Annotated in this window: 19 protein-coding genes and 1 pseudogene; 3 read left to right on the top strand and 17 right to left on the bottom strand. The window is 54.8% G+C overall.

The genetic code is table 11. From position 1 onward, the window contains the following. Positions 1-129 precede the first annotated feature (129 nt). Positions 130-1,428 carry an FAD-dependent oxidoreductase gene (locus tag E0L15_RS07275; protein ID WP_168125082.1) on the top strand — a complete coding sequence of 433 codons (1,299 nt, stop codon included), beginning with the start codon at positions 130-132 and terminating at the stop codon, positions 1,426-1,428. A gap of 182 nt (positions 1,429-1,610) precedes the next feature. Then, positions 1,611-1,949, top strand: a pseudogene (gene tnpA, locus E0L15_RS07280) (IS200/IS605 family transposase); the annotation flags it as partial. Between the two features lie 53 nt (positions 1,950-2,002). On the opposite strand, the gene E0L15_RS07285 reads toward tnpA, so the two are convergent. The 6 genes from E0L15_RS07285 to E0L15_RS07310 all read right to left on the bottom strand — a co-directional run bounded on the left by E0L15_RS07285 (position 2,003) and on the right by E0L15_RS07310 (position 6,848). Next, complete coding sequence (locus E0L15_RS07285; protein ID WP_168125083.1) at positions 2,003-3,700, bottom strand: recombinase family protein; 1,698 nt, start codon at positions 3,698-3,700, stop codon at positions 2,003-2,005. 105 nt (positions 3,701-3,805) lie between these two features. After that, positions 3,806-4,072 carry a DUF6870 family protein gene (locus E0L15_RS07290; protein ID WP_347565982.1) on the bottom strand — a complete coding sequence of 89 codons (267 nt, stop codon included), beginning with the start codon at positions 4,070-4,072 and terminating at the stop codon, positions 3,806-3,808. A 111-nt stretch (positions 4,073-4,183) separates the two neighbouring features. After that, positions 4,184-4,384 carry a hypothetical protein gene (locus E0L15_RS07295; protein WP_168125084.1) on the bottom strand — a complete coding sequence of 67 codons (201 nt, stop codon included), beginning with the start codon at positions 4,382-4,384 and terminating at the stop codon, positions 4,184-4,186. Between the two features lie 235 nt (positions 4,385-4,619). Further along, complete coding sequence (locus E0L15_RS07300; protein ID WP_168125085.1) at positions 4,620-5,042, bottom strand: sigma-70 family RNA polymerase sigma factor; 423 nt, start codon at positions 5,040-5,042, stop codon at positions 4,620-4,622. A gap of 410 nt (positions 5,043-5,452) precedes the next feature. After that, on the bottom strand, positions 5,453-5,623 hold the full coding sequence (locus tag E0L15_RS07305; RefSeq protein ID WP_168125086.1) for a cysteine-rich KTR domain-containing protein: 171 nt from the start codon (positions 5,621-5,623) through the stop codon (positions 5,453-5,455). After that, positions 5,616-6,848 (bottom strand): MFS transporter, encoded by a 1,233-nt coding sequence (locus E0L15_RS07310; protein ID WP_168125087.1) that lies wholly within the window; start codon positions 6,846-6,848, stop codon positions 5,616-5,618. The genes E0L15_RS07305 and E0L15_RS07310 overlap by 8 nt, the downstream gene beginning before the upstream one ends. A gap of 418 nt (positions 6,849-7,266) precedes the next feature. On the opposite strand from E0L15_RS07310, the gene E0L15_RS07315 reads away from it, so the two are divergent. Continuing rightward, the gene (locus E0L15_RS07315) at positions 7,267-7,626 is read left to right on the top strand and encodes a helix-turn-helix transcriptional regulator (protein ID WP_168125088.1); all 360 of its coding nucleotides are present in this window, start codon (positions 7,267-7,269) and stop codon (positions 7,624-7,626) included. A 200-nt stretch (positions 7,627-7,826) separates the two neighbouring features. On the opposite strand, the gene E0L15_RS07320 is transcribed toward E0L15_RS07315, so the two are convergent. From E0L15_RS07320 to E0L15_RS07370, 11 genes are all read right to left on the bottom strand, one after another. Continuing rightward, entirely contained in the window at positions 7,827-9,173 is a 1,347-nt protein-coding gene (locus tag E0L15_RS07320; protein WP_168125089.1) for a relaxase/mobilization nuclease domain-containing protein, read from the bottom strand. Positions 9,174-9,320: 147 nt separating this feature from the next. Further along, complete coding sequence (locus E0L15_RS07325) at positions 9,321-9,611, bottom strand: CD1845 family protein (RefSeq protein ID WP_087347888.1); 291 nt, start codon at positions 9,609-9,611, stop codon at positions 9,321-9,323. A 158-nt stretch (positions 9,612-9,769) separates the two neighbouring features. After that, on the bottom strand, positions 9,770-10,117 hold the full coding sequence (gene mobC, locus E0L15_RS07330; RefSeq protein ID WP_055152369.1) for a plasmid mobilization relaxosome protein MobC: 348 nt from the start codon (positions 10,115-10,117) through the stop codon (positions 9,770-9,772). Then, positions 10,114-10,278, bottom strand: a complete 165-nt coding sequence (locus E0L15_RS07335; protein ID WP_168125090.1) for a hypothetical protein — start codon at positions 10,276-10,278, stop codon at positions 10,114-10,116. Before E0L15_RS07335 ends, mobC begins: the two co-directional genes overlap by 4 nt. Positions 10,279-10,289: 11 nt before the next feature. Continuing rightward, entirely contained in the window at positions 10,290-10,916 is a 627-nt protein-coding gene (locus E0L15_RS07340; RefSeq protein ID WP_243155432.1) for a hypothetical protein, read from the bottom strand. Between the two features lie 335 nt (positions 10,917-11,251). After that, on the bottom strand, positions 11,252-11,605 hold the full coding sequence (locus E0L15_RS07345) for a cysteine-rich VLP domain-containing protein (RefSeq protein WP_055152371.1): 354 nt from the start codon (positions 11,603-11,605) through the stop codon (positions 11,252-11,254). A 4-nt stretch (positions 11,606-11,609) separates the two neighbouring features. Continuing rightward, positions 11,610-11,786, bottom strand: coding sequence for a hypothetical protein (locus tag E0L15_RS07350; protein ID WP_164488694.1), 177 nt, complete (start codon positions 11,784-11,786; stop codon positions 11,610-11,612). After that, entirely contained in the window at positions 11,783-12,568 is a 786-nt protein-coding gene (locus E0L15_RS07355) for a DUF4366 domain-containing protein (RefSeq protein WP_055152373.1), read from the bottom strand. Before E0L15_RS07355 ends, E0L15_RS07350 begins: the two co-directional genes overlap by 4 nt. Before the next feature lie 2 nt (positions 12,569-12,570). Further along, complete coding sequence (locus E0L15_RS07360) at positions 12,571-12,822, bottom strand: DUF4315 family protein (protein WP_055152375.1); 252 nt, start codon at positions 12,820-12,822, stop codon at positions 12,571-12,573. Positions 12,823-12,835: 13 nt separating this feature from the next. Continuing rightward, the gene (locus E0L15_RS07365) at positions 12,836-14,587 is read right to left on the bottom strand and encodes a C40 family peptidase (protein WP_168125091.1); all 1,752 of its coding nucleotides are present in this window, start codon (positions 14,585-14,587) and stop codon (positions 12,836-12,838) included. Next, positions 14,568-16,838, bottom strand: a complete 2,271-nt coding sequence (locus E0L15_RS07370; protein ID WP_168125111.1) for a VirB4-like conjugal transfer ATPase, CD1110 family — start codon at positions 16,836-16,838, stop codon at positions 14,568-14,570. Before E0L15_RS07370 ends, E0L15_RS07365 begins: the two co-directional genes overlap by 20 nt. Positions 16,839-16,880 lie beyond the last annotated feature (42 nt).

The raw sequence follows: 16,880 nt of genomic DNA on the forward strand, positions 1-16,880 counted from the left end.
TCTGCGGCGCCCATCCCGATTTTCTCAGGATGGGCGCTATTCTTTCAATCTAAATCTTTTTCTCTTTCCAGTATAGTTCCCGTCATTTGCAGGACACTAGAGTTATCTGGTGTTAGGGGGCTTTTACACATGAAATCACTATGGGAACAGACCGCAGAGCTGGACCACTTTGACTGCCTGGATGGGGATATCAAGACCGACGCACTCATCATCGGCGGAGGCATGGCGGGGCTTCTGTGCGCCTACCAACTGCATCAGGCCGGGGTGCCTTATGTATTGGCAGAGGCAGACACCATATGCAGCGGCGTCACCAAGAATACCACCGCCAAACTCACCATCCAGCACGGGCTCATCTACCACAAACTCTTGGGCCGGTTTGGCAACAAGCGAACCAAAGGATATCTGTCCGCCCAAGAAGAGGCGCTGAAGCGATACCGAACGCTTTGTCGTAAGATTGACTGCGACTATGAAGAAGCGGACTCTTACGTCTACGCCCGGGATAACCTGCGGAATGTTGAGCGAGAGCTGGACGCCCTGCACCGTCTGGGATTTCCCGGGGAATTCGCCAGCCAGCTGCCCCTGCCCTTCCCCGTGGCCGGTGGGGTAAAATTTCCCCGTCAGGCCCAGTTTCACCCTCTGAAATTTGCCGCTGCCATCTCCCAGGGGCTGAACATCTATGAGCACACCATGGTCAAGGAACTCATTGGCCGCACCGCCATCACCAACCACGGGCGCATCCACGCCAAGCACATCATGGTCACCACCCACTTTCCCTTTCTCAACCGCCATGGCAGCTACTTCATCAAGCTCTACCAACACCGCTCCTACGTGCTCGCCCTGGAACACGCCCCCAATCTCAATGGCATGTATGTGGACCAGACGCAAACGGGACTGTCCTTTCGAAATTACGGCAGTATGCTTCTGGTGGGTGGCGGCGGACACCGCACAGGGAAACCAGGTGGAAATTGGCGGGAACTGCGTCAATTTGTCAAGGAATATTATCCAAAGTCCACGGAGAAATACCACTGGGCCACTCAGGACTGCATGAGTCTGGACAACATGCCCTATATCGGCCCCTACTGGTCCAACACGTCCGATGTATATGTGGCCACAGGCTTCAATAAGTGGGGCATGACCAACTCCATGGTGGCAGCCACCCTGCTGTGTGACCTGGTTCAGGGCAAGCAAAACCCATACGCTGAAATCTTCTCCCCCGCCCGCTCCATCTTCCGCCCCCAACTGGCGGTCAACGTCTTGGAGTCCACGGTAACCCTGCTCACCCCCTCCACCCGCCGCTGCTCTCATCTGGGCTGCGCTTTGAAGTGGAACGCCGCTGAGCACACCTGGGACTGTCCCTGCCACGGCTCCCGGTTTACCCGAGATGGAAAACTCATCGATAACCCAGCCACCAAGGATTGGAAACCGTGAAACAACGAGCCACTCCCTCACCAGAGAGTGGCTCGTTGTCTTGTCGTTGGTTAGCTTTAGCGTAACGACAACCCCCAGCTATGCTGGGGAGAGTAAAAAAGATTATATAGTGAAAAAACCTTCTGGTAAAATTGAGGTTGCGGTCGGCCAACTGCAACAACAAAGACCAGGAGGTTTTTTCGATGAAAGAAAAAGATATAGAGAAACAAGCACACACAACATGGCGATGCCAATATCATGTGGTGTTTGCGCCGAAATATCGGCGGATGGCGATATATGGGCAAATCAAAAGGGATATAGGGCAAATATTGCGTAGATTGTGTGAACAAAAAGGGGTAACAATCATAGAGGCAGAGGCTTGCCCAGATCACATCCATATGCTGATCAGTATACCGCCAAAACTCAGTGTAGCACAGATTATGGGATATCTCAAAGGGAAAAGCAGTCTTATGATATTTGATAGGCATGCGAATTTGAAGTACAAGTATGGAGATCGACATTTTTGGGCGAGAGGTTACTATGGGCAATATATATTAGGAAAACCAGCAAACGTAATTGGTAAGAGGGCTATATATCAGCCCGCAACCCCTTGAACAACCGGGGTATTGAGCTCGATATATTCACCCATGCGGCGGAACTCATCAGCGTATTTGAATTTCACACTGATGTTGCCGCCCTCATAAACTTTGATATGGTCAATGAGCTCGGCTAAAATTTCCCGTGTCAGCTTGTCTATGTTCTGATACTTGAGAAACGCGGCCAGGAAAGGACTTTCCGCGTCCACGCCGTTTTCCAGTTGTTCCTGCTCGTCTGTCAGCGTCCGCAGGACATTATTTAGGGCTTCGGCTTGCCGTTCATAGTCCTCGCTCATGTGGCGGTAGTCGTTGCGGGTGATTTCCCCGTCTTTCCAGTCTTGATAAAGGGCTTGCTTATATCGCATGATTTTAGCAAGCTCTTTTTCTTTTGCGGCAATGGCATCCTCCAGCCGCTTTGACTTGCTTTTTTTGAGCGGCGCGGAATTGATACGGGCCGCAAGCTCTGAATAGACAACGGCCAGATGTACCTGCTGTTGTATTGCAAACAGCACACCAGCCTCCAGACGGTCACTTTTGATAGAGTGCATGGTGCAAGCCTTTTTTGAAAGGCTTTTATAAGTGCCACACTGGTAATAAACGTAAATGCCTTTTGAAGCGATCCGAGACATCGCCCTGCCGCAGTCAGCACATTTTAGAAAACCGCTGAACAGATATAGCTGCTTTGATTTTGGGGCCGTTCGCGTGTCGCGTTTGAGCAGGCCCTGCACCTTATCAAAGGTTTCCCGGTCTATAATGGCCTCGTGGGTATTTTCCACGATAAACCATTCATCCTCCGGCACCCGTTCCTGGATATGGATTTTATAGCTTTTCACCCGCTGGCGGCCCTGCACCATATCCCCCACATAAACACGGTTTTTTAGGATCGTGTCAATGGTAATTGTGCTCCACATAGGATTGCCCTGGGCGTTAGGAGCATTGTATTTCAGCCCCTGCTGTTTCTTGTAGGCCGTGGGGCAGAGAACACCGTGATCGTTCAGATAATAGGTGATCCCACGCTTATTCATACCGGACAGGAACATGGAAAAAATGCTTTTGACAACCTCGGCGGCCTCCGGGTCAACCAGCAAGGAGTGTTTGTCTTGCGGGTCTTTCACATATCCATACGGAGCATAGGAGCCGATAAACTCACCGTTGCGGCGCTTCATATCGAATACCTGACGGATTTTCTTTGAGGTCTGGTAGCAGTATTGATCGTTCATTACGTTGGTAATGGGAACGATAATGTTTGACACACTGTCGGGGTTGCGGTAGCTGTCCACACCCTCCGCCAAGCTGATAAATCGGACGTTGAGCCGGACAAAGAGATTTTCAATCAGGTTTCCGGCGTCGGTGTAGTTGCGGGATAGCCGGGACAAATCTTTTACGATTACGCAGTTGATCCTGCCGCTTGAAATATCGGACAGGAGCCGCTGGAAGTCCTCGCGGTTGGTGTCCGTCCCGGTTTTGCCGTCATCCACATACACGTCCTCTTCCGAGCCCTCATAGAACTCTTCCAGGTGGGCCTGGTGGTATTGTTCCAGGAGCCGCCGCTGATTTATAACGCTGTTGCTTTCATCGCGGCCACGGAGTAAATCTTCTTTGGAAAGGCGGATGTATTTTCCCAATCTCCAGCGCATCACATTGTATGAAGTGGGGGAGCTGGCGCTCATTGTCCCCCGGTTTGCTGTTCTTGCCATTTGTCCTCCTTCCTATCACATTACATCTATATTATACCTCTGTACCGGGGGGCACAACAAGGATGACTCCACTTCTGGACAAAGTGTCTGGAAGTGGGAGGATCATTACAAGCCGCTTTTCTGCCGCAAGAAAAAGGCCGTCAGGAGCTCCTGGAGAGTGGGCCCGTCCTCGGCAAATTCCAGCTTGATGGCCATATCGCCATAGCGGAAACAGTAGGGGTTTTTCAACTGCTCCAGCATACGGGCGGCCCTCTTTTCCATTGGTAAGGAATTATCAAAAACAAAGCCGCTTGCATCCACAAGTGTTTCTTTATCCACTGCGCCGAGATTGACGCTTCGCATCTTTTGAATTTCTTGTGCGTTCAGGGTCACGGAAAAACCTCCTTTGCAGTTACTCACCGGCATTTCCGGCGGGGAAACGAAAGCGGCCAGCACCGCGAAAGTGCTGGCCGCCTGACTACCTCTGGACAAAGTGTCCAGAGGTCAATAGGGGCTCCGCTCGTAGTAAGTCTCGGCCTCCTGCAAAGTGGTATAGTCGAATACCTCGTAAAGTTCGACCATCACCTGCTCGATGTCGGACGGCTTAAAACCGCACCGCTCCATCGCAGCGATGACGTACCCCCGGCAGGCATCGTTGCTCCACGTTTGGGAGAGCAAGGCCGCCAGTTCTGGATCATAGTTCATAGAGCGTTCCCCTCTTTCATAAAAATATAGGGGAGCGCCGCGCTCATTTTCTTGCCCCGTCATAAGACAGCCATACTCGGCGGCGGCGCTCCCCCGCAAAGAGTGCGGCGACCCGGAGAGCCGGACAGCGATCCGGCTTCGCACGATGGCCTGGGCCCCCGCGTTCCCCTTGCGGAGAGGGAGAAAACCTCCTCTCATATACCACCAGAAAAAAGGGGCAAATGGAGATGGCAAATCAGATATTTTTTTGCAGATATTTTTTCATTCGCTTGATACCGCTTTTCACGGAACAACGGACGGCGCTTTTATCCACGCCCTCCTCGCGAGCAATCTGGCGGTAGCTCTTTCCAAGGATCAAATGAGCGTCCACCCGGCGGCCCTGGATTTCCGACAGGGAGTTGAGGGCGTTCCACAGCCGGAAGAACAGCTCCTTGCGCTCCATAAGTTCCTGGGGGCTGGGCTCGTGCAGGCAGGCGGAGTATTCGATCCCATCGTCACAATCCAGGGAATAATAAGCCTTGTTGAAGCGCACCCGTTCCGCATGGGCGGCCTCGCGCCGCTTGCTGGCCATGAGCTCCTCGGCCACCTCGTCAGGCACCTCTACCAGTTCGTCCGTTAAGTACCAATAATAAAAATCTTTCAGATTGATCGTTGTCATAGCTTGTCCTCCATTTTGTTTCGGTTGATGGGTTGAGCGGAAACAAAATGGGGCCCGGCGGGGAGCGGCACCCTGGGGAGCCGCTCTGGACTTCTGGACAAAGCGTCCAGAAGTCGGACAAACAAAATGCGCCTGCGCGACACAAGGCCACGCAAGCGCATGAAATTATATATTCATTTATAGACTGTAAAATTTCATGTTCATAATCAGACTGTCCCGGAGGGGGAAATACACTTTTTTTAGCTGGTATAAATCACAAGTGCTGTGAAAAAGCGAAATGAACACGGCAATACCTCCAAGGTACCGCCGAACTGCTTAAAAGGCAAAATGACGCCCACCTAAACACGGCGGTTTTGTTAAAGCAAAAAGAGCCGACAAACAACATAAAAGCTGTTTGTCGGCTCTGCGTCTTAGCGACTGGCACTTTTTATTGTGATTTTCAGTTGTTCTAAATCAATGATGTGTACTTGCTTGCATTTGGGGCAAAATAGCGGGAAATTGGTTAAAGTAGTTTCTCTAAATACTTGAACACGGGTCTTTCCTTTGCAAACAGGACATATTATCCAATACTTTTCACTCATGATTAGCATCATTCTTATCAATATTCTTTACGGACGGTATGATAAGACACAACACGGAAATACATGCAATTAGAATACCGGTCATGCGAAACCATTTATTTACCCCAATACCGTCAGCAAAAGCACCCGAAATAAGCAAGCCAATCGGCATCGCAAGCGAAGCAACGCTACTGTATAGCCCAAACACACGTCCTAAATATTCTGGTGCAATTCTCTCCTGCATAAGTGCGGTTACAGGCCCGTTATAAAACGGGACAGAAATTCCCATGATTACGCACAGAAATGCGAATCCCCCAAAGCCATTCTGTGGGAGCAGACCAGAAATATAAATTGGTACACCCATGAGTGCAATTGAAATCGAGATACCAATTCCTCTGTTTTTAAGTCCTCCCCACATACCAAGAATGATGCCTCCGATAATCATACCAACTGAAAAGGCAATTTCAGCAATGGATGCCTGTAGCGTCGTTCCACCGAAGTAGTCAAGGGACATCAGGGGAAAAAGCGCATTGATGGGGGAGTATAGGATCATAAAGGCTGCTGCAATCCAAATAAGTGCAAATACTCCTTTTTCTTGCTTTACAGCACTATACCCTGCTTTCATTTCAATCCAAAAACTTGTATCTGACAGTGTTTTCGTATCTTTCTCAAGTTTCGGTATTTTAATAAGAATTACAGCAAGTGATGCAATAACTGCGCCAGCAACATCTAATGCGACCATACCACTGATACTCCAAATCGGATACAATGCACCAGCAATCGCTGTTCCAGCAATATAACCAATTGTCTGCAAGGATTGTGTATAACCGGCACACTTTGTCAATTCCTCTGTTGGGACAATGAGTGGAGCTACTGCGCTTATTGCAGGAGTATGAAATGCTGTTCCAATACTCCGAACTGCCAACACAGTAATTACCAACCACACAGGCAACTTACCATAAAATGAGGCGAAAGCAAGTATCAAACTGATAATCGCAATAAATAGGTCTGCACCGATCAGGATGGCTTTCCTGTCCATTCGATCCACAAGAGTTCCTGCTACTGTCCCTAAAACAGCACTCGGAAGAAATCCAGCCAGTGATGCCATGGAGAGAATAAAAGCCGACTGCGTTATTGCAGTCAAATGCCAAATCAATGCCATCTGCAAAATTGAACTTGTGAGGACGGATACTGCTTGTCCCGCCCACAAAATATAAAAGTCTTTTTTCCAATTTGTTTTATTCATTATTGTTCTCCCTGTATTTTTTATTTGTCTAAAAAAGGCAATAAAAAATGCAGGTCATTCTCAAAGTGAGCTTTGACCTGCAAAAATACGAGAAAACACGCACTAGTACTTAGACATAGCTACACTATGTCCATACTTAATGTGTGTACAATTCGTAAATAAGCATGACAAAAAAGCCCACTGAAAAATGGGAACTGCCTTTTTATTGCCATTCTTATTTGAGACGAACGTACCACAGCATGAACATAATACGTGTGCTCCTCCCTGTACCAATAAATTTTATATTCAATATAGCATATTTTATCACCATTGTCAATTGCTCTCCCCCAAAATACACGAAATAAAATATGTATAAATACGAAATTAAACATCGTTCAAATGATATGACACGAAATATAAAATTACTTCGGGTGATATTATGAGATTTGAACGGGACGAGCGCAAGTTTGACTTCCACGGTATAGGACTTGCCATCAAACGGGCTCGGGAGCAAAAAGGAATGACGCAAGAACAGCTTGCTTATGTCATTGACCGTGATCCCCGTACCGTCATGTATAACGAGAACGACGGTCAGCATCCCAGCCTAAATACCTTTTATCAGATGGTTACAATGTTTGACATATCGGTGGATCAGTTCTTTTACCCGTCCAAGAGCGCAGATGATGATTGCAGAAAACGAATCAATGTCATGCTCAATAGCATGGATAAAAAGAACTTACAGCTTGTAGAATCTTTAATACGGGCAGTCAAAGATGCCCAGGAAGCGGGGGAAGTGTGAGAAACACGCACCTCCGTTTTTTCATGCCATGTTGCGGGGGTGCGCGTTTTGGCAAGCAATTCGGGTGTGGCCACACTCCGAAATTTTCACAGGCCGCAGGCCCGTGAAAATGCTTGTTGGGGAGCTCCCCAAACCCGCTGAACTTCTGGACACTTTGTCCAGAAGTCCCAGCGCAAGCGCCTGTTGTCGGCGGCCGGTCGCTAACGCTCCTGGGCCTTATTTTTTTGCTCGTCCGCGTGGCCGAGCAGGTGATCGATATTTGCCTTGACTGCCACGGCCTGCCGCATATCCGCCTGGGCCTTGCGGTATTCCGCATAGAGGGCCTTTTTCTTTTCAGAGAGCTCCCGGTGCTGCTTTTTCAGCGTGTCCATTTTGGGGAGCTTTGCCCCGCCTAAGAGGTCATTCATAGTAGCTTTTGCCGCCCGGTAGTCAGCCAGCTCCGCCTCGTGCTGGGCCAGGTACTTTTTAGAATACCGGGCCGCCTTGTAGCCGTCGAACACAGGCCGCGTCTTTGCATACTGTACCACCGCTCCCATGAGCTCAGAAGTTTTAGAGAGGGCCGCCTCCGTGTCCCGCAGCTCCCCAGCCAGCTTGTGGGCGCGATCCACCGCCGCCTCGGTGCTGGCGGCCAGCGCGTCATAATCCATCAGATCGTGTTCCCGGAGGTACTGGAGCGCGGCGGCCATCTGTTTGAGGTTGTAAACTTTGCCCCACCGCTCATAGGCGGGGCCTTTGCCCTGGGCCATGCGCTCTTGAATGTCGATAATCAGATTGACGCGCCGGGCCGGGGCCGGGCCATCCTTCGGGAGCTCCGGGATGGGCCGCTCCCCGGCAATTACCGCCCGGATGTCATCCGGATCGAAACCAGGGCCCAGGGTGGATGCCCGCAGACGGGTGTACTTATCCTGCCCAGGGGCCAGGAACGAGATTGCGCCTCCCCGCCCATGCTTTACTTGAAAACCGGACTCCTCCATAAGCCGCAGGAACGCCGGGAAGTCAGCGGGATTTTTCCCCAGGGCCTCCACGATGGCCAGCCGCACCCGCTGTTGTGCAGAGGGCGGTTTTTCCCCGATCCACTGGCCATAGTGAAGAAAGCGGCCTTTGCTGTGCTGTTTTGGATTTTGAATGACGGACAGCTCATGCTCGATGCACACCCGGTCAGAGAGCCGCCGCACCGCAAAGCTGGAGCCAATGAAATTATGAAACTTCCGGGAGCAGTCCTGGGCCGTGGAGTTGTAATAAATGTGATTGTGAATGTGGCCCTTGTCGATGTGGGTACAAACGAAAAACTGGTACTTGCCCTTTGTCCAGCGCATGGCCGTTTCATAGCCGATTTTGTTTGCCTCCTCCGGCGTGACCTCACCGGGAGGAAACGCCTGCCGGATCTGAAAGAACAGGGCCCCGCGCTCCACGGCCCGGCCCGTTTCCGCCAGGTACTGGCTTTTCGTCAGAAGAAACTCAGCCGGGGCCGACGCCGGATCGCAGAGGTAGGCAGACACGGCCCCCAGCTTTTTCGGATTGAGCCCGTAGGCAAACCGATCCTCCATCGTCTGGACAGCCGTTTTTCCCGCCGCTACCTTGTAGGGCCGGATGTAAGTTGTAGCGATAGCCGCACCTCCTTTCCCAGCAGAAAAAGCGGGCGGCGGTCTATGTCACCCGCCGCCCGGCACCTCTGGACACTTTGTCCGTAAGTATCAGCTCGCCATAAAGTCCATCGCCGCATACTTCACACCATGCAGACGCTCCACCAGCCAGCCGCCCAGGGCCGGGAGCCCAAAGGGGGAAACCAGGAACGCCAGCACAAACATGGCGATGCAGCCTACTGTCTGCCCGGCCAGCAGGCAGAGGATCGCCAGTAAGGACAGGCCCACACAGGCCACAATGCACACCGCTCCCGCCACGCAGGACAGGAACGTAAGCACAGCCACAATGAGGATCAGGGCCAGGACAAAGGGAGCCGCGATGATTTTTAAGATTGTCCGCATCGTTCATACCTCCTACAAAAAGTTCGTTGTTTGCCTCTATATGTATATTATAACTCCGCAGGAGGGGGCCAACAAGGATGCCTCGGCTATCCCCACCTCTGGACAAAATGTCCAGAAGTCGAGATAGCCGGGGAACGGCAAAACCGCTCCCCGGCAGGTCAGAGCCGCACGATGGCGGAGAGCTTTTCCAGCAGATCGGAAAGGGGCCGCCACAGCTTTTCATAGTCCCGTTGCAGAGCTTTGATCTCCTCCGGGTAAATGCCGCCGTAGGTATTCGCCTGGATCGCCACCTGGTTTAGATTGTTGGAGCACCGCCGCTGGAGCGACACCAGCTCCTGGACAGGTGACAGGTCAACATGGAGCACATACCCATTGAGGGCCATTTTCCGCATATAGGCCCCCATGTTTCGGATGCCCGCCTCGGCCATACGCTCCCGGATCAGCGCCTGCTCCTCCTCGGACACCATCACATGGAGATGGATGGGGCGGCGGCGTTTCTTTGTCACCGCTCCTCCCGTTCCAGGCTCCGGCAGACGCGGGGCGGCTCCTTTACCTTGTCCAGCGCCTTTTCCCGTTCCGGGGGCTGGGCGGGGATCGGCGTATTGAATACCCCGGAGAGCCGCAGGGCCTCCTGGTTGGCAAAATCCTCTTCACGCTTCTTTTCCATAAACAGTCCTCCTATCTGTCGCCCCGGTCAGGGGCTTTCTTTTTAGGGCCGTCCGGGGCCCGGTGTTCCTGGGCCTCCTTTTGCGCCGCTTTCAGTTGTTCCGCAATCGGGGGCTGGCGTTTGGCCTCCTTATGAGCCCGCGCCGCCTCCTGGCGTTCCACGCCACGGGCAAAGCTGGCCAGTTGCTCCGGTGTGATGTATTCTTTCACCACATAGCTGCCGAAGTCAGGGTAAAACCACGTCAGCCGCTTTTGATCCGGGACACGGTGAGCGTCCTCCCATTTTCCTACCACCTGGGCCTGGGCATCCATCTGCCGCCGAATATCCAGGTTATTGCGGGAGGGCCGGAGCTCATAATCCTGCATTTCCCGTTCCGTCAAGGGATGGGCATAGGTGATGGCTCCCCACGCCTGGAACGCCTCACCCGTCACTTGCTGGCGGGTAAAGTATAAATCCATGTGGACAGGGCGGTTAAAATAGCTGTTCGGGTAGGTGCCGATGTCGATAGGCCGCTGGGTGGAGTAGTACAGATAGGTTTCCTTGTCCGGGGCCTGCTCCACTTCCTGCACATGGTAGCGCCGCTGGTAGTCCTCGGCCCGATTGAGTAAGTCCCGTTCCGCCATATCCGGCTCATTCATGTAGTGGCCCCAAAAGTAATTCCGCTGGCCGTCCTGCTCATTAAACCGCCACGTCACATAGGGATTAGGGGCCCTGCTATTTTCCCCAAGGGCAAAACCGCACTGATTGTCAAACAGGATCGTGCGGCGGATCACATAGCCTTGATTTTCTTCCAGAATAACACCTCCTTAGATGCCCCGCCACCTCTGGACAAAGTGTCCAGAAGCGGCGGGGGTAGATGTGGAAAGCATTTGAGCAAAATAAGGGCAGGCCATAGAAAGATACGGCCCACCCCCAAAAGGGCCCCGGAAAGCCTTGATACAAGCGGGTTTTCCAGAGCCTAATTTTCCACACATCACCTCCGCTTTTTCCGCATATAGTCCCGCTTTTGCCGCCGCAGGGCAATCCGGGCACAGGACTCGGAGCAGTAGGCCATGCGCCCATCCGCAGGGACGGCCCCGCCACAGACCGGGCAAATCTTGAAATCCGGCCTGGGGCCCTCACTCAGCAGGGACACCTCCAGGGCCGGATCAAGGGGCAGGACAGCCTCCCGAAAGTAGCGGCAGTAAGCGCCCGTCCAGCATTTCCCCAGCATATAGCACTCACAGTCCAAGGGCAGGCACCCATATTCCCGGTCATAGTTAGCGCACCATTTTGTTACCAGGGCGCGGATCGCCCGTTTTTCCTCGCGTGTCAGTTCACGGGCCAAGCCGTCACCTCCCGCCAGCCGGGGCCCGCATGAGCTCCCGGTAGCAGGACACACAGCCGATGCCCCGCCAGTAGGGACACCCGGAGCACCGGGAGCCCCTGGGCGGTTTCGCCGGGGCAGGAGCCTGGGGACGGGGCTTCTGCTTCATCATTTTTTCAAAGGGGCTGTCGGTAAACCTCATTTGTCAGCCTCCTCTCCGTCCTCGTCCTCCTCATCCCAGGGCGGGCCGTCATCGTCCTCGTCCCCGTAGCCGTCCGGCCCGTCATAGTCATCCAGCTCCCCGCCATAGTCCTCCTGGGGTTCGGCGGCTTTCTGCTGTTTGGGGCGCAGTACCTTGAAATAGAACGCCGCGCCGCCGCCCACTAAGGCCACGGCCAGCACCGCCAGGAGCATCCCCATGTTGCCGCCCGTTTCTGGCTCGGCCTCCTCCGGGGTGGGTTCCTCGGTTTCCGTGGGTTCCGGCTCCGGCTCAACGCCCGCGCACTTGTTCATATTGACCGAGCAGACGGCGCACTCTGTATTCACGGCACCCGCCGCGCATTTTTCAGAGCAGGAGCAGACCGCCTGCTCCACCCCGGCGGCCTCGGCTGCGGCCAGCAGATCGGCCTCGTCTACCACGCTGAAGAAGTAGGTTTCATACTGCTCGCCCTCCTCGTCCACGGGCTTGTCGTAGTCAATGACGATGTAAAAGGTGTTTCCGCCCGCCGTCTGGACGGTAATAAACTGCTTGTTGGTGTGCTCGTCATAGAGCAGATCGCGGGTTACAAGGTTGCCCTCCTCCGAAAAGCCCTCACCCGGTTCGATGGTGGGTTCCGGCTCCGGGGCCTGGGTTTCCTCGGTCATAGTGGGATCGCCATAGTCCGCGCCCTCACCGCCGTCCGCATAGGCATAGGCCGGGACGCTAAATCCGCATAAAAGAACGGCGGCACACAGCGCCGCCGCCATCACCCGAAAGCGTTTCATCTTCAATTTTCCTCCTTTCCGCCGTCCCCGGACTTCTGGACACTTTGTCCAGAAGTGCCGTCCCGGAGCCGCTGGAGCACCAGGGGGAGCTCCTCCAGGGAAATGCTCATGCCCCGCACGATGTCCACGATCTCGCTGTTTTCGGCCTCCTGCTTGTTCTTTTCCAGCTCCTTGAGCCGGGCCTGCTGTTCGCTGATTTTGGCCTTGACCTTATCAATCTCGGCCTGGATTTTCTGGCTTTTGCTTACCGCCATAGATACCTCCTTATCAGGGTAAACGCCCGTAGGCGTAGAAATGGGATTGCCAGTAACTTGTATTCAAATTTGCATATTGGATGGGATCGCCACAGTGGATCATCATCCCGTCCCCCACATAGATGCCACAGTGGGACACGCCCGCCGTGTCATAGGTGCCGACAAAGAACACCAGATCGCCGGGCTTTGGATTGCTGGTAGGGGTGCAGATGTTATAGAGCCCCTGGGCCCCCAGGCGGCCCACATTCCAGCCGCTGTGATTGATGACCCAGGACACGAAGCCGGAGCAATCAAAGGACGTAGCTGGGGAGCTCCCGCCCCACACATAGGGATAGCCCAGGTATTTCTCCGCCTCGGTGAGCATGGCCGCAAAGGTTTCATCGTCCAGATATTCCCCCGGCACGTCATATCCGGCGGGCGGGTTGGTAACGTATTTCCCCACATAGGCCGACTCCGGGAACAGGTCAGGCCGGTTTCCCAGGGTGGACATATAGAGGGAGTACCGGGACATCTGCTCCTCGTTCATCATTTCCAGGGGCAGATGGGACAGGTTGCGGTTTTCCAGCGTGACATAACAGATATAGTAATTGTAGGGCACCTCTACCGTATAGGAGTTGCCCTCGCTGTCCGTTCGGCTTTCCGTCCGATAGCGCACCTCAACCACCACATCTTCGGTGAGAATGTACTGGCGGTCAAAGAGGTTTTCCAGCGTCCCCTGCACCTGATCCAGCATCCATGCCCCCTCATGGAGCACAGACAGGATAGAGATCAGCACATAGGGATCGTGTTCAATGCTGTCCAAGTCGAAGTGATACTCGTCATAGTCGTGGGTGCTTTCGTAGCTGTCCAGGTAATCCTGGAGCTCCGCCTCCATTCCCACATAAGCCGCCTCCGCCGCCAGCATTTCCTCGTCCTGGGATGGGTAGGTAGTCGCGCCCACCGCGCCCGCCCCGGCGTTGCCAAGCGTCACCAGGGAGGACGAACAGGACTGCATCATAAAGAGCAGGAGCACGCAGGCCAGGGCCAGCACCACCCCCATGGGATGCCGCTTCACAAAGCCCACCGCCTTTGCCCCGGCCTTTTCCGTGGCGGCGGCGGTCTTTTTCGCCGCGCCTGCCGCCCCGGTCTTGACCGCCTCCCGCGCCCGCTTCTGGTACTGTTTTTTCAAGCGGTGCTTGCGCCACATCCGGGAAACGGGGTTGCCGGACATTTCCGGGTGATCCTGGGCGGCCATGCGGAAGTGATAGTCCGCCGTGGCCTTGACATATTTGGACTCGGCCCGCTGGACGGCCTTTGCCGGGTGTTCCCGGACTTTCCGCTTCACGAACCGGGAGCCATGCCGCAGGGCGGCCTCGCCCACCAGCTCGGAGCGGTGGGCCCCCTCGATGCCCACATTTTCCTGCTCGTTCTCGTAAATCTTCCCATGCACAAAGCCGTGAACGGTGCCGCCAGCGGCGCGGCCCACCCGCCGGACGGGGCCCGGCTTTTTCGGGGGCTTCTGTTTTGCCAGCTTGTCTTTGGCCGCCTCCAGCTTTTCCCCGCGCTTTTCCATGCGGAGCTTAGATGCGGCGGCCTGCTCCTGCTTGCTTTTCTGCCGGAACTTTGACTTGTGGACACTTTGTCCAGAAGTGCCCTCCGTCCCGGTACCACCTGGGGAGCCGCCCCCAGCGCCCCCGGAAGAAGCGCCGCCGGGATCGGCGGGCTCCTCCCAGGAGCCGGGGCGCTCCCTGGGCTCCTGTTGGGGTTTATTCGGTTTTCGCTTCATTCTTCAAATCCTCCGGGCGGGTGGTGAGCAGATTGTAGATCTCGCCTTTGGGGAACCGATCCACAAAGGGGATGGTCACATCGCCATAGAACAGCAGGCCCTCGCCGGAATTGGAGTGGGTGATATAGGAGAGCTGATGCTCGGAAATGCCGAGCTGTTTCGCCAAAATCGCCCGGTCACTTTGGGCCTGGGACAACAGGATCATAAAGTCGGTGTTGTCCAGAATGGCCTCGATCTCCCGGCTGGCCAAAAGGTCTTTCACGTTCTGCGTTAAGGCTGAGGGGACACAGCCCTTTTTGCGGAGCATCTTCCACACGGCCACAAAGTAGCTGGCGGTGAGCGCGTCCCGGAGCAGGATGTGGAACTCGTCAAAGTAGCACCAGGTAGAAACGCCGTTGTGGAAATTCACATTGACCGCCGACGTTACAAAGTCGTTGGTAACGTGCATGGCGATCTTGCGGAGGTTTTCTCCCAGCCCTTTGAGGACGATGCAGACAATATGCGCCGTTAATTTTACGTTGGTCTGGTGGTTGAACAGGTTAAGGGAGCCCGTACAGTAGAGCTCCAGGGCGGTTGCCACCCGGCGGGCCTCCGGCTCCGGCTGTTTGAGAAGCTCCTCGTACAAGTCCTGGAGCAAAGGCGGTTTGCCGTCCCCCAGGCCCAGGGCCATGTCCCGGTAAATGAGCCGCACACAGCGGTCAATCACGGTTTTTTCGATGGGTTGCAAACCGTCCTTGCCGCCCACCACCAGCTCGCACAGGGACAACAAAAAATCCGCTTTCATGGAAAGCGGGCTTTCGTCATCGTCCAGATCAAGCTGGATGTCCATAGGGTTGATATGGCTGGGGGAGCCGGGGGCGATCTCCACCACCTGGCCGCCCAGCCTGCGCACCAGCGGGGCATATTCCCCCATCGGATCGACAATGATAATGCGGTCTTTTGGGATGGCCAGAAACACGTTGATGATCTCGCGTTTTGCGGCGAAGCTCTTGCCGGAGCCCGTGGAGCCGAGATACAGGCCGTTGGCCGATTTCAGCTTTTTGCGGTCAGCCATGATGACGTTGTGGGAAAGGGCGTTCATGCCGTAGTAGAGGGACGGCCCGGCCATCCGCAGCTCCCTGGTCATAAAGGGGATAAAGATCGCCGTGGAACTGGTTGTCATGCCCCGCTGGATTTCCACCTCGTTATATCCCAGGGCCAGCGAGGACACAAAGCCCTGCTCCTGTTGCCAGTCCAGCCGCTTCAAAGCGCAGTTGTATTTCTGCGCGATGCCGCCCACCGTGAACACGTCATTCTCCAGCCGCTGGCGGGTAGGGGCAAGGTTTACCACCGTGAACGTGAGCAGGAACATCCGCTCGTTGCGGGACTGCAGATCGGCCAGGAGCTCCGCCGCGTCCTTGCTGAATGTAATCAGGTCAGGGGGCAGGATGTCGGGATCGTACCCGGCCCGCACCGCTTTCCGCTGTTCCTCCACCTTCATTTTTCCGATGTCGGAGAGCTTGCCCTTGATGGTCTTAATGGCCTTGAGCTGATCCACCGTCTGAATATGGAGCGTAACCGTCATTTCCGCATCCAGCTCCAGGATCTCCGCCAGGAGCTTGTCAGAGAGCTCGGACGCCAAAATCTGCAAGTAGGACGCCGCGCCCCAGTATTGGCCGATGCGGAACGTCCGGGACTGCCGGAAGTCGAAGCTGTCCGGCGCGATATAGTCCTTTGTGCCAAGCCCGGTTTTGGGGATGTCCTGCCAGGAGAAGCGGAACGGCTCCCGGTTGCCGGGGTGCATCTGGCCGTGGAGCAGGGCCAGCCGCGCCTGCCCGTCCATCGGGACAGAGGGAACGCCCAGCCGTTTCAGATTGCCTGTCACATCGGCCTCTACCCGTTCCAGGCGGGGGCGGGCCTCCGCGATCCCCTCGGCGGGCAGGCCGAACGTGATATATTTTGACCGCTCGATGCCGTTGTTGCTTTTGGCAATCTGGCTTTTTAACATTCCCGTAAACTCCGCCCGGATGCTGTCATAGTCATCCAGGGCCGGGGGAATGTTCACCTTGTACTTGCTCCGGGAACGGGAGCGGCGGTTGATAAAGGAGAGCTGGAACGGCAGGGAGCTGTCGAAGTAGTTGAGGAACGAGCTCCACCCGCCAAAAATCGCCGTCTGATCCTCCGTGGACGCAACGGAATAATTGATGTCCTCATATTCCACCGTCTTTGTGTAGAGCCCGCCGGGGAGCTGGCACACCCCGTCCGGGTGCATCACCAGATAGGGGATCGTCTGCTGGGCGGACAAAACAGCTTT

The organism is Pseudoflavonifractor sp. SW1122 (assembly GCF_012027765.1).
GTDB classification, from domain to species: Bacteria; Bacillota; Clostridia; order Oscillospirales; family Oscillospiraceae; genus Enterenecus; species Enterenecus faecium.